Consider the following 14,337-nt stretch of genomic DNA (forward strand, 5'->3'; position numbering starts at 1 on the left):
AATAAAAAGTAGATTATAGAAGTTACGAAAGCGAGATAACATGGCAAACGATTCCATGCTAGAACAAAAGACTCCGCTCACAGCGCGCGAATACGCGACACGCACAGCAATACGCGCGATTGCAATCATCGCATCTGTTTATGGTATGGCTGCTTCGTGGGAAGGCTTAATGACCTTCACTTATTTTACGAATCTTTCTAACCTTATGATTTGCGTAGCTCTTGCTGGATCGCTTTTGCTTGATACAGCTGCGTTTATGCGTGCTCGTAATTCTGTAGATTTAGCAGCGCAGCCAGTTTCCGCCTCCCAGCAAGATTTCGCAGCATCTTGCGCATGGTTCGACTCAAAATCCAACGCTTGGTACATTTTCAAATTCATGATGACCATCTCAATTGCTGTCACATTCACTTTGTACCTGTGTTTCTTAGCACCTACCAATAAGCTTGGTTTTGTCGGCGCTTACATGAATAACGGATGCAGCAGCCTTTGCGTTCACGCAGTTGCGCCGCTTCTTGCAATCGCTGATTTTGTGCTTTTTGATTATCGTTTCCGCTCTACTCGCGCACATTTGTATGTTTCTACTGTTCCGCCTCTTGCTTATGTTGCTTATGCTGCTATGCTTAGCGAGTTTGCTGGTGTTCGTTGGGGTGTTCATGCAATGCGCGCGCCTTATAATTTCCTCAATTATGGCGCTCCTGCCGGCTGGTTCGGCTTTGCACCGCAAACTTTTAATGCCACTACTTTGGGCGTTGGTGTTGCGTATTTGTTAATTGTGTTTACTCTTATTTTTATTGGTGTCGGCAGTGTATTTCTTGCGCTTAAGGATGCTCGCGCTCGTGCAATATTAAAAGAATAGTATTGTTGCGCGCCACTATTGCCTAATTGCTAGAATTAAGCGTATGAGTGAGGATACTGCATTACAAGCATTATTTGACGGTACGTTACGCAATTCTTCTGGCAATGTGACTAATGCGTTGCTTGTGTATGGTGCGCCGAATACTGGTAAAACGCAGTTTGCTGTGCGCGCAGCAATTTCCGGCTATAAGCGTTGGTCGCATAATGTTACTGCGATGGCTGTGCAAAATCGTGTTCTTGCTTCAAAAATTGACAATATTATTATTCGTCAAATTGGTGTGAGTAAGCAGTCTCGTCCAGTTGGCACTTTGGCTTCTTTAGCTTTTAATATCATTTCTGCTTGCTGTAAGTTAAAGAATGAGCCTTCGCCTAAGCTGCTAAATGGTGCTGAGCAGGATTCTTTGCTTCGTAAAGTTTTGCGCGCACACATTGAGCATGTTATGCGTGGAGATAATGGTGATTGCAATATATGCGCGCTTTTTAAGGATTATTTTGAAACGTCTCAATGGGTTATTCCATTAACTTGCGCAGTTTCTAATACTTCCGCCACTTCTAACACTTCCGCGCCTTCAACAACTCAGGCTGCTCAAGCAGCTTCTTCGTCTCCAGAATTTTTGGCAGATAGTTTCGATATTAACAACGCTTTTATGCATCAATTGCGCGATATGCTCGCTCGTTTAGATGAGCTTGGTATTAGCGATTTTGAAAGCGAAAATTCAGTTCTTTGCGCTCTTAGTGACGAGCAATCTTACGCCAATAATAGTGATATTTTACAAACGTCTGTGCTTATTAAACGTAGATTAACTCAATGGCGTTTGGCGTTTGCTTTGCGAGCTGAATATCGAAAAATAATTGCCGACACTTATAAATCTTCTTTCCGACTTGACGCTTCGCAACTGTTGGTTGAGGGCGCAAAATCTGCGCGCGAATTAGGCGAGCATGGTTTAGTAAACTCTTCTGAAATTCCGGCTCTTCTTGTAGTCGATGATTATCAAGATATTACTTTGGCTGGTTTGAGTTTTATTGAGACTTTGTCGAAGATTGGCACGCGTTTAGTTTTGCTTGCGAATCCGGATGAATCTGTGCAATCGTTTAGAGGAGCGTACCCGGATTATGCAATTTCTGCAGCTTTGGATGAGTTGAATGCTGCTGAACAAACTTTAGAATATACGGGTTTTACTGATTCTTGCGAAAATTCTTCCGACGATTCTGCTGATTCTTCTAAAAATTATTCTGCAGATCCAACTTTTGCAAATTATACCCAAGCACCTTCGATGCGTGAATTACTCGCTTCGCGCGTTTCTCTTTCGCTTACTTCGCAATATAAAACAGATGTTGCGCTCCCAAATCGCCCTTGGAAAATGCCAAAATTTGTAGGGTCCTTACCGATTGAGCCTATAGAAACCCCACAAAATTCTCATCTAAACTCAGATGACACTGTTTTTACAGCGTTATATCGTTCACAGCGCGAGGAATTAGATGCTGTTATTTGGCAAATGAAGCAATCTCACGTAAATAATAAGCGCAAGTGGAGCGATATGGCGTTAATTGCGCACGACAATTCCACTGTTCGTCTTTTTGGCGAGCAGCTTCGCGCTTCTGGAGTTCCTGTGCGATACTCGTTAGTAGCTCGCCCATTAAAAGATGAGCCGTTTGTGCAAGGTTTATTTGCGCTTATTGAACTTGCTCAATTTGCGCAGCACGGTTTTTCTGGAATTGTTGAGCAAGTAAAACATGGTAGAAGTTTGCAAAATTTGGCTTCGTGGGTGCGTTTGCGAGTTCAGAATATTATGGATAGTCCACTTTCCTCGATTACTAAGAGCGATTCTGGATTTTACGGTGATTTAGACGTTGAAATACCTGCGAAGTTATATTCTGTAGATTCGCTTATGCGTTCTCTTTCTTCTCTTTCGGCTGTTTTAATTGAGAAAAATTGTGAAAATAACAAGAGCTTTGAATCTAATGCGCCTTTGCGAAATCTTGTTCATAACTGGGATTTGTTGCAAAATTCGCTTCATAATGCGCAAAGCAAAGCGTACTTTGAATCTCAAATTTTGGTTGATAATAGTCGTATTGATGGCAGTTCAAATGATCTTATGCCATTGTCTCTTGATGCATGCTATTTGCTTTGTGTAGCAGATGTTGCACGTTTTATAGATGATGATTCTAATGTTCGTAAAGATTCTTTAGTTCGTTTTGATTATTCTTCAAATAGTGCTGCGCTTTCTAAGGAAAAACTTTCTAAGGATGCACTTTCTGAAGATTCATACTTTAATGATTCTACAGTGTTGCAAATATTGCAGAATATGGCACCTCGGAATCCGCACGTTGCATCTTTTGTAAAACTGTGGAAAAACGTGCAAATTCTCGCTTCTCGTATGCACAATAATCCTGATTTGAGTAGTGCTCAATACGCTCTTGGTGAGGCTTGGAATATTTGTCATGTTGCTGAGCGTTGGCAGCGTATGTCTTTACAGCATAATTCGGAAGGTTATCGAGCTAACGATCGCTTGGATGCTGCAATGCGTCTTTTTGATTATGTTTCTTCATATGCTTCTTCTGATATCTCGTCAATGAATACGTTTGACGATACTTTTAAACAAGAAAATATTGTAAGTATTGCAGATTTTATAGCTCAAGTTCGTGGCATGGAAATTGAAGCTGATTCTCTTGCTAAAGTAGCGCCTGTTCCAGATGCTGTAACGCTTACTACTCCTGCTGGTTCTGTTGGAAAACATTGGAATCTTGTGTGGATGCCTACTTTGCAACAACGTGTGTGGCCAAATCTTGCTTCTCGTAGCACTATGTTTGGCGCAGAAAGTTTAGCGAATATTATTTTGCATTCTAAGATTTCTGCTTCTAAATTGACTGTGAATGCGTCACTTCTTTCAAATAATGATAAATCTGCAGTTTTTGCCTCGGAACAGCGCAGTTTTTTGTTAGCTATTACGCGCGCAACAGAGCGTTTGTATATAAGCGCGCAATATAGCGATAGTGCTGTGCCAAGCGACTTTCTTTATTATTATTTGCCTGAAAGATACTACAATAATGAAAATTCGCGCACGCCTTTTACGGAATTTACTACACCTTTTGCCGGTTTAGATATGGATGTTCGTGGACTAGTGTGTGCTGCTCGTTCGCAAATTTTGCGTGCTTCTTCTATGAAAGAAGAGTTTGGAAATAGTGTAGGTAATGCAGGTAATGCAGGTAGTGCAGATAGTGCAAGTAGTTCCGATAGTGAGAATAGTAAGTCTAGAAATGCGATTATTGACGCTGCTCAAACGTTGCAATTACTTAAAGAAAATGGAGTATTTTGCGCTGATCCTTTTGAGTGGGATTTTATGAGCGATGTCGATGACTATGTTGATGAGAAATCTTCTGTTGGAAAAGATAATGAAAAAGCTAGCTCTGCTAAAAAAACTAACTCTGTTATAAGCTTGTCTCCTTCAGCTGTAGACAGTTTGTGGGCATGCCCTGTGTGTGGATTGGTCAATCGTCAGCTTTTAGGCCCTCAACCCGGCAGCGCGGCAACGTATTTTGGCACGCTAATTCACGAAACTGCAAGGTGGGCAAGCGAAAATCAGCATTACGATATGCCGGAAACTGAAGTTGATGAAACTGAAGCGACGAATAATGCGGCTGAAGCGACGAATAATTCAGCCGACTATTCGCCTTACTCTCCGCTTGTGCGCCGCAGTAACGCAATCGCAAATCTTATGGAAAACTATTACTTAAGTATTGCGCCTGAACTTGCAGATATTCGAGATAGTAAGGAGCATTATTCGGCTCTTGCGCGTGAGAAGAATATTAAACGTGCGTTACATGCAATTGCGCAATATTTTGTTACTTCTTACGATCAATCAACATATGCGCTTAACTCAAAAAAGTCAGAAAACGGCATATTAGAATCTCTTACAAAAAGCGAAAAATCTTTAGAAAGCAGCATAGGCAGATTGCAACAAGCGTATTGCGAATTGCAAACAAGCGCGCATTTTGGATTTAATGATATTACTCGCGTATTGAACAATACTTTTAAGAATGCAAATTTGCAAACCGTTACTACGCATGACTGCTACGAATTGATGGGTGCTTTAGTTGGAGGGTGGCCGGATGGCGCAAGTGAAGATATGCAAGTACATATTCACGGTCGAATTGATCGCATGGAAAAGCGCATCAATTCAGATGGTTCTGAGCATATTCGTTTACTGGACTACAAAACAGGAAAACCTTTAACAGCAAGCGGAGTTTTTAACGATTTGCAGCTAGTTTGCTATCAGCTTGCTTTACTTTTTTCTGATGAGAATCCGCTTATTGATGCTTCGAATGCGCCGATTATTTCACGAAGTGTTCTATTTCACGTTGCTAAGAATGATTATCCTGCTCAAGATCATAACGTTGCTGAAAACGTGTATCAGCCGCCGCTTTGCGTAAAAAATACTTTAAATAATAATCCGCTTGAGTTACGAGTTGGATTCAAAAATATGGCAAGATTGTTAGATTGTCCGCAGCTTGACGATATTGCGAAGAATTGTCCAGAAAATGTAAGCGAAAACGCTTGGCAGTCGTTTACATCATTAAATCAAAGCGCAAAATGGTCTCTTACTATGATTTCGCGCGTTTGCTATGCTGCTGCGGCAGCTCGTTCGCATAAGATTATTGCGCACCCAACTTCTGAACACTTGAAGTATTGCAATGGAAAACAAGTATGCCCAGCATGCGCAGGTTGCATAGATACTGTATATGAGGTGCTGTAGTTATGATTGATAAAACAAATAAGCAATTTACTCGCAAGAACACCGATAGCGTGGAACAAGCTGCAGCAATTCAAGCGCCAACAAATAAGAACATGATTATTGTTGCAGGAGCTGGAAGTGGCAAAACGTATACGATGACTCGTCGCGTTATCGACCTTATTGAGCGCGGAGTTGCTCCTGAAAGTATTTTGGGGTTGACTTTTACTAATAAAGCAGCTTCTGAGCTGCTTGCAAGAGTTGCTCAAGCTGTAAGTCAGCATAGTAGCGAAATAAATAAGCTCATTAATAACGGAAATTCTGCATCTTCAAGTGGCTTTTTGAAGCCAGAAGTAATGACATACGATGCTTTTTTCCAGTCAATTGTGCGCCAATATGGTTTGCTCGTTGGATTTGATCAAAATACGCAACCTTTAAGCGATGCAGGTGCGCGCGAATTAATAAAACCGCTAGTAAACGATTATGTTACTAATCATGCGGAAATACTGTCTTGGTATAGTTTTGATGCGCTTATTGACGACGTGCTTGCGCTCGCAGCAGATATTTCATGCTCGATGATTGGCATAAATAGCAGGGGAGAGTCTATAGATAGCACGTCTAAAGCTGTTCTAGAAATTCAAAAGTGGAATAACGCTTGGATTGAACATTTGCAAAAAGCAATTGATTGTGCTGAAACTACTGAAATAATTGCAAAAAAGCCTAGCTCTATTAAATTGCGTCGCGGAAAAAACGATTCGGATGAAAAATATTTCGAAAAGTGCGAAAATTACGGAAAAGAATACGTAGAATACCTGAATATTACATTAAAAAATAAGTGTTATGAATCTTGTAATAACTTGCTTGAAGCTGCTAAGAAGCGCAATGCATTACTTGAATTAGTTTTGGCTTTTGACGCAGCAAAGCAGCGCGCAAATATGGCGCAATTTAGCGACTTTACTATTGCTGCATACCGTTTGGTGACGCATTTTCCTTCTATTGCAGAGCAGTATCGCCGCCAATACAGCCAAGTTTTGCTTGACGAATATCAAGATACTTCTACCACTCAAGCAATGCTGATTGCAACGCTGTTTCATAAAAAAACTAGCGGTGTTGAAGAAGCTAGCGTTGTTGCGAAAACTAGTGAAAATCAAGACTTTTTGACTACTCAACAAACGCATATTGCTGCAGTAGGTGATCCCTTCCAAGCTATTTACTCGTTTAGAGGAGCTAGTTCCGGAGCTTTCAGAAAGCTTGAGCAAGCACTAAATATCGACCAGTCAAGTGAGTTTTCTCTTACAAGAACGCGACGCAATTCGCAGCTTATATTAAAAGCTGCAAATTCTATTACGAAACCTTTGCGAGTGCCTCCGCTTCGTCATAGTAGTTCACTTGCTACAGAAGTAGAAGTGAAAAACTTGCAATACTTAGATAATGCGCCAAAAGGTACTTTTAGTGTGTTAAATATGCCTACGCAATATCAAGAAGTAGAAGCCGTTGTGCGTTTTGTAAAATATGTAAAACATAATGCGCTATCTGAAAACGACGATACTAATTCTGCATCTGCTAGAGTTGCAGTTCTTTTCCGTAGCAAAAATAATATTCCGTTATATGAAGAAGCATTACAAAAAGCAGGTTTGCGCACTCTTACTGTTGGGTATTCTGCATTGCTTGAAAAACCAGAAATTCGAGATGTTTTAGCTCTTCTTTCTGTTGTTGCAGATCACACAAATACTCAAGCTTTGATGAGATTGCTTGCAACTCCTCGTTTTGCGCTTAATACTGATGATTTGGCTGCTATAGCTAATATTGCAACATCAAAGAATATCGAATATGTTTTTCGTGCTTTAGTGCAAGCAGGTTTAGTAGACGCTGAAACTCCTCGCTCTAAGTGGTCGCAAGTTGTTCGAGAACAGCAATCTCAAGCTTCGCAAACCAATAGTATTCATGGTGGAGTTTTTGTGGCGGATGTTTTGCTTGAAGCATACGAAACTCAACTAAGCGAAGAAGCAAAAAATAACGACAAAAACGACAATAATTTGCTTTCTGAGCTAAAAAATAATTTAAGCTCTAAAGCTTATGTAGCAGTGTTAAAAATAGGGCAAATGATTCATGCAATACAACGTGCTCAATCTGGCTCTTTGCAAGATATTATGCGCGTTGCTGTAGAAACGCTTAACGTTGATATTGACGTTGCGCTATCTCGTGCGCTTATGAATGATACTTCCTCTAATGCAACGCTTCTTGACGATATGCACTCTACTGTCGATTCTATTTGTCTACTAGCAGACGCGTATTTGCAAGAAATGAGCGATTTTACAACTCCTACTTTGCATGGGTTTATGTCTTGGATTTTCAATATAGACAAAATTAACGATCAACCTTCTTCAGTGGATGAACCTGCGGATGTCGTATTAATGACTATTCACCAATCGAAAGGTTTGGAATGGCCTGCTGTAGCGATAGTTGGGCTTAATGAAGGCGTGTTCCCAAGTAATCAAGGCGATAATTTGCGCGTAATAGCAACGCAACAAAGTGGCGTGTACAGGGAAAGGGCATACGCAACGCTCGAAGTTGCTGCAAAAGTGCCTGTTTCTATGAGAGTGGATGCAAATATATTGCCAAGATTCCCTCACGATGTTGATCTTGAAACTAGCATGGAACCTCAAAAATCTTTGAAAAATATGTTAACTGTAGACGATATCGACGCAGAAGTTTATGGTTCAAGAGCTAGAGAAATGTTTGATTTGGCAGAAAAGTTCCATGAGCATGAGCAGGCTCCAGTAGAAGCGATTCCTTCAGAAGCTAGCAAAGTGTATGACGCTGTAATGAAAACTGGCACATTGCCTCTTTCGCAAGTCGAGGAGCGTGGGCGCGCTTTGCACATTGACGAGCGTCACCTTATGTATGTTGCTTTGACGCGTGCTAAATTCGCAGCATTGCTCACTTGCAGCCAGTCTAATGCTATGAGCATTGTTGAGAATAAAGAAAATTCTGCCAATGGTGCAGCTTCTTCTGTAGATGAATCTTCAAATATTTCAACTTCTAGAGTTAAAAAACCTTCTGTTTTTTGGCAGGAAATGTATGATTCAATGCGCGGATCTGAAGAATCTCCGGTTCAGGTCACAGCTAAGGTTTCAGATTCTTCAAATCAAGTAGGTTATGTTGTAGGGGAGTCAGCTTCGCAACTTGCGCAATTATTTAGCGAGGAAAGCTCTATTCCAACTGAAGATAATAAGAAGCAATTATCTTGGCCGAGTGCATCTAGTGAAGCTATACGTAGTGTATTGCAAAAATCTGCGCAAGACGTTGTAAATTCAAAAATTAGTAATCAAGTTTCTGGTATTTCAAAAGATAATTCTTTGCTTTACAAAGCTCAAGCTTTGCTACAAGATGCGGATTTAATGCCGAAAATTGATTGGTATTGCAACATTCAAGAGTTAAAAAACAGAGCAGAGCAGCTTTCTAATGTTGAAAATGTCAATGTGACTGCTGTGCAAAGGCGCGCTATGTTTCGTAATAATTATTCGCGCGCGAATGAAGATTTTGATGATGCGGATGCTAAGCGTTTGCGAAAGGAATGGATGGCAATTATTCGCCCTATTCCTAGTGTTTCTTCGCCTGCTTCTGATTTGGGAACTCGTTTTCATGCCTGGGCTGAACAGTTTATAAAAACTGGTTGTGTGAATAAAAATTCTATTCAGTATGACGTTGATGAGAACGTTGGCGAGAATATTGATGAGAACGTTGCTGGAACTTGCGAGAAGATTTCGCAAAATGCAAAATCTTCTGAGCGCAAATTGTTGATATGGAAGCAGCGTTTAATAACATCAAAATGGGCGCATCGCCGTCCTATAGCAGCAGAGCAGCCGATTGTAGCTCATGTTCCAGAATTAGGCGATCAAATTATTAATGGCAAAATCGACGCAATATTCGCAGGTGGTTTAAATCCAGAAGATCCAAGCAAATTGTACACGATAGTCGATTGGAAAACCGGTAGAAAACCAACCAAGCCACAAGATATTGCGCTTAAACTTGGTCAGCTTGACTGGTATCGTCTGCTTCTGTCTCTTATGACTAAGGTTCCGCTTGATGCTATCGATGCCACCCTTTATTATGTGAACATATCGGATGAATGTGAACGGGAAATTCATGCCGAGCAAAAAACGAAAGATGAGATCCTTGCCGAGTTACACTCTGACACGTTAATCTCCCTCGATGATGATGACGCATAAATGTTGCTATTGCAATCATTTTGCCGCAATTTATTTGCTGCAATTTTTGTTTGCTGTAACGTATTTTGCGCCGCGATTGAAACGCATCGTGCATCACTTCGAAAACGTGCAGATTCCTCGTGCAGTGTGTGTGGGCGGGCATACGCACAACATCGATTTGAGTATGAAGTAAGGAAGAATCATGACTGTTGAATTTCGTTCTGTAAAACTCAGCGATATTGATGCAATGGTTAAAGAATATGAACGTACTTGGGGTATTGCGCAAGAAGTTGGGAAAGATGCTTCGTTAAGTCTTTCTCGAAGATGTGTGTTGCATTACTTGGAACCTTCAACGCATGGTACTATTGCTGAAGTAGACGGTAAGTTTATGGGTCTGCTTTTGGCGCGAGTTTTTGGCGCACCTGTTTTATTTCCAGAAGTAGGGAGAATGCTTCGCGAGCAAGAAGCCGCAATGAAAGAAAATTGTGACAAAAACTATGCTCTCGCTTTAGAAGAAGCGTATGGCATGCGCGCGTTGGAAACTAAACTTGAAGCAAAATCTCATATTAATAATTTAACTCAAGCGGAATTGGAGCTTTTCCTTGTATCTCCGGATGCTCGTGGGCATGGTGTCGGTGGAGGCTTGTGGAAGCGAACAATGCATATGCTAAGAAATAATGGCGTAAATCGTTACTATTTGCATACTGATTCAGCGTGCGACGTAAGCTTTTATGATTATCACGGGCTTAGAAGAGATGCTTCTTTTATGCGTTCGGATCATCCTTATGAAGCTAAGAACGTGAAATCTTTGGTGGATGACTTGTATATTTACTCAGGTGAGCCGAGAGTTCGTTCAAAGCAAGCGAATGCTCGTTCTAAAACGTGCTAATAAAAAATATGCAAATGTATAACGTGCGTGACTTGCTTGACAAAAGGAGCAAAGAAATATATGTCGTCGCAAACGGCAACTAAGAAAGCATCGGTATTTTCTCAATATTCTAGATTATTTTCATTTAATGGAGCTAAAGCGTTTTGTGTAGCAGGCGCGATTGCGCGTTTGCCGATGTCTATGATTGCGTTGGGGATTGTTCTTGCATTAAACCATTTGTATAACAACTGGACTATTGCTGGAGCAATGTCTGCGTCGTATGTGCTTGCACAAGCTGCGGTAACTCCTGTGTATGCTAAGCTTTTCGACCGTTTTGGTCAGCGTAAAGTTGGAGTTATTGCGCTAAGTGCACAAGTAATCGCTATGATTTCTTTTGCATGTGCAGCGTTATTTAAGGTTCCTCTTGTTTTGCTTTTTGTGCTAGCAATTGTGATGGGCGTAACTCAGTTTGCTTTTGGCGCGTTGGTGCGTACTCGTTGGGCTTATACATTGCGTGCAGAAGATGACGATTCTTTATTAAACGTTGCTTATGCGTTGGAATCTGGTATCGATGAAATTGTGTTTATATTAGGACCTATTTTAGCTGCGTGGTTAGCAACTTCTGTGCATCCTGTTTCGCAATTATTCGTGCCAGTATTTGCAAGTGGATTGGGCGGAGCTTGGTTCTTTTCTCTAAAAAATACTCAACCTGCTGTGCTTAAAGTAGTGGAAGTTCCAACTGCTACAGCTGAAGACGTTGATGTATTAATCGCTTCTCAAAAAGAAGATGAAATTTCTAAAGATTATGCGGAATCTCAAAAGCAAGAACCGAAACGCTCATTTGCAGACAAATTTAGTCTTAAGCAATTGCACAATCATCACTCAAAAAAGCGTGGCAAAAACGTGCTGCTTTACCGCGGTATTATCCCGCTAGTGCTCATGTTTGTTGTGTTTAATATGAGTTTTAGTGCATTTGACGTGTCTGTAACAGCTGCAATGAAAGCTCAAGGACTTGATCATTTTATTGGTATGCAGCTGGCATTGTTTGCATGCGGTTCGCTTGTGGGAGCGATTATTTTTGGATCGCATAAATTCCGCGGTTCTAATTGGTCGCATTTGATTGTATTTTTGACTGGTTTAACTGTTGGATTTGTGCTTATGAGTCTTAATATTGACAGACTTATGCTTATGAGCGTTTTTGAAGTGCTTTCCGGCTTATGCGTTTCGCCAATTTTTGCTACTGGAAATCTTATCGTTAAAGCAACTGTCCCTGAAGAATCGCTTACGGAAGGTCTTTCATGGCTACCAACTGCGTCTGCTGTCGGCTGTTCTTTAGGTTCGATGGCTGCTGGAGCTGCAATAGACTCGTGGAATTCGCATGCCGGAATGATGGTTCCGTGGATTTCAACAATGGCAGCTATACCTATCGCAACGTTCGGCTGGTTTATTGTAATGGTGCTTAAAAAGCGACATTAACTGCGCACGCGTGTAAAGTTTCTGCCGCTTTTTGGCTAGGGGACGGCAGTTTCTTTACGCCGCTGTAAAGTTTCTGCCGCTTCAGTAACAAAAGCTGAGTTGAGTCCTAACGGTACACTAGAAAGAAGTGCGCAATATCGCAAGATGTAGTGAGATGAATATGAAAATAGAATATGATGAACGTACTGAGGAAATTCTTGCTGAAGTAGTACGCGATGCGTTGCAATCTGACGCTGATAATATGCGTTCTCTTAATAACCAAGAATCTTCTGCGTCGTCTAAGCAAATTCGACAGTCGGTGAAAAAAGTGAATAAAAAAATGTCTTCTGATACTTCAACTAAATCAGTATCTACTAAAGATGTAAAATCTGCTAAAACTAAATCAACTAAAAAAGCTAAATTCAACAAAGAAACTAAAACAGAAAACGCAAAGTCATCAACTCGTAGAACAGGAAATGTTCTTCCTCCTGTAGTTAACGATCAAAGAGAAGGTGCGCTTATTGCGCCGCCAAAGTATCGTAAAGGCTCAATGCGAATCGTACCGCTTGGTGGTTTGGGTGAAATCGGCCGCAATATGAACGTAATTGAATATAACGGTCATATTCTGCTTATCGATTGTGGTGTGCTATTCCCAGAAGAAGAGCAGCCAGGCGTTGATTTGATTCTCCCAGATTTTCACTACATTCAAGATCGCTTAGACAAAGTTGAGGCATTGGTTTTAACGCATGGTCACGAAGATCATATCGGTGGTGTGCCTTACCTTCTTAAAATGCGTCCCGACATTCCGTTAATTGGTTCAAAGCTAACTCTTGCTTTTGTGGAAGCTAAGTGCAAAGAGCATCATATTGATCCGGAGCTTATTCGCGTAGAAGGTCGCGATAAGATGAAAGTCGGTCCGTTTAACCTTGAATTTATTACTGTTACGCATTCTATTCCAGATGCGCTCGCTGTGTGCGTAAAAACTCCAGCCGGAACGCTTATTGATACTGGAGATATTAAACTTGACCAGCTTCCTCTTGACCATCGCATTACTGATTTAGTTGAGTTCGGGCGTTTAGGTGAGCAAGGCATAGATTTGCTTATGGCTGATTCCACTAATGCTGAAGTACCAGGATTTGTGAAGCCTGAAACTTCGATTGGTCCGGCTTTGGATCGCGCTTTTGCTGAAGCTACGCGCAAAATTATTGTTGCTAGCTTCTCAAGTCACGTTCATCGCGTGCAACAAGTGGTTGACGCTGCGCATAAGTTTGGGCGCAAAGTTGTGTTCGTTGGTCGCTCGATGGTTCGCAATATGTCAATTGCTGCGGATTTAGGCTACTTGCATATTCCTGAAAATACTGTTGTTGACTTAAAACAGGCGAAGGATATTCAGGATGACAAGCTCGTATACATGTGCACTGGTTCACAAGGTGAGCCTATGGCTGCGCTTGGGCGTATTGCAGATGGCAGTCACCGAGATATTACTGTTAACGAATTCGATACTGTTATTCTTGCAAGTTCGCTTATTCCAGGCAATGAGCATGAGGTTTACAAAGTTATTAATAAGCTTGTGCAGTTGGGTGCGCGCGTAATTAACAAAGATAATGCTGCTATCCACGTGTCTGGTCATTGCAATGAAGGCGAGTTGCTGTACTTGTACAACATTGTGAAGCCAAAGTGCGCCATGCCAATTCATGGTGAGCATCGTCACTTGGTTGCAAACGGATTGATTGCAGTAAAAACTGGCGTTGATCCAAATAACGTTGTGCTTGCTGAAGACGGCGATGTTGTGGATTTGTATCATGGCAATGCTGCAGTTGTTGGTTCTGTGCCATGCGGTTACGTGTATGTTGATGGTGATTCTGTCGGTGAGCTTACAGATGAAGAGCTTGAAAAGCGCAGAATTTTGGGCACGGAAGGTTTCGTTTCGAGCTTTGTTGTAGTTGATACAGAGCACGCTGACGTGGTTTCTGGTCCAAAGATTTTCTTGAATGCTGTTGCTGAAGACGAGGCTGATTTTGAGAAGGTTCGTCATCAAATTGTTGAACAGTTGCAAGATGCTATGATGCGCGGCGAGCACGATACTTATAAATTGCAGCAAATTATGCGACGCACATTGGGCAGTTGGGTGGCTCGCGCTTTACGCAGGAAGCCTATGCTCGTTCCGGTAGTTGCGGATATTGCAAAAAATAGTCAAGAATAATGAAAAATAATCAAA

At 41.3% G+C, this 14,337-nt stretch carries 6 protein-coding genes; all 6 read left to right on the forward strand.

The features are described 5' to 3' along the window. Positions 1 to 40: 40 nt before the first annotated feature. The 6 genes from A5295_RS03535 (at position 41) to A5295_RS03560 (ending at position 14,322) form a co-directional block, all read left to right on the forward strand. Positions 41 to 856 carry a hypothetical protein gene (locus A5295_RS03535; protein WP_064621718.1) on the forward strand — a complete coding sequence of 272 codons (816 nt, stop codon included), beginning with the start codon at positions 41 to 43 and terminating at the stop codon, positions 854 to 856. A gap of 43 nt (positions 857 to 899) precedes the next feature. Then, on the forward strand, positions 900 to 5,609 hold the full coding sequence (locus tag A5295_RS03540) for a PD-(D/E)XK nuclease family protein (RefSeq protein ID WP_064621719.1): 4,710 nt from the start codon (positions 900 to 902) through the stop codon (positions 5,607 to 5,609). Positions 5,610 to 5,611: 2 nt separating this feature from the next. Beyond that, positions 5,612 to 9,817 (forward strand): ATP-dependent DNA helicase, encoded by a 4,206-nt coding sequence (locus A5295_RS03545; RefSeq protein WP_064621720.1) that lies wholly within the window; start codon positions 5,612 to 5,614, stop codon positions 9,815 to 9,817. Between the two features lie 181 nt (positions 9,818 to 9,998). Continuing rightward, a complete protein-coding gene (locus tag A5295_RS03550; protein WP_004107272.1) occupies positions 9,999 to 10,685 on the forward strand; it encodes a GNAT family N-acetyltransferase in 687 nt (228 codons plus the stop codon). 60 nt (positions 10,686 to 10,745) lie between these two features. After that, positions 10,746 to 12,140, forward strand: coding sequence for an MFS transporter (locus A5295_RS03555; RefSeq protein WP_064340656.1), 1,395 nt, complete (start codon positions 10,746 to 10,748; stop codon positions 12,138 to 12,140). 154 nt (positions 12,141 to 12,294) lie between these two features. Next, entirely contained in the window at positions 12,295 to 14,322 is a 2,028-nt protein-coding gene (locus A5295_RS03560; RefSeq protein WP_004118687.1) for a ribonuclease J, read from the forward strand. The last annotated feature ends 15 nt before the right edge of the window (positions 14,323 to 14,337 follow it).

It is taken from the genome of Gardnerella sp. 26-12 (genome assembly GCF_001660745.1).
In the GTDB taxonomy this organism is placed as follows: Bacteria; Actinomycetota; Actinomycetes; order Actinomycetales; family Bifidobacteriaceae; genus Bifidobacterium; species Bifidobacterium swidsinskii.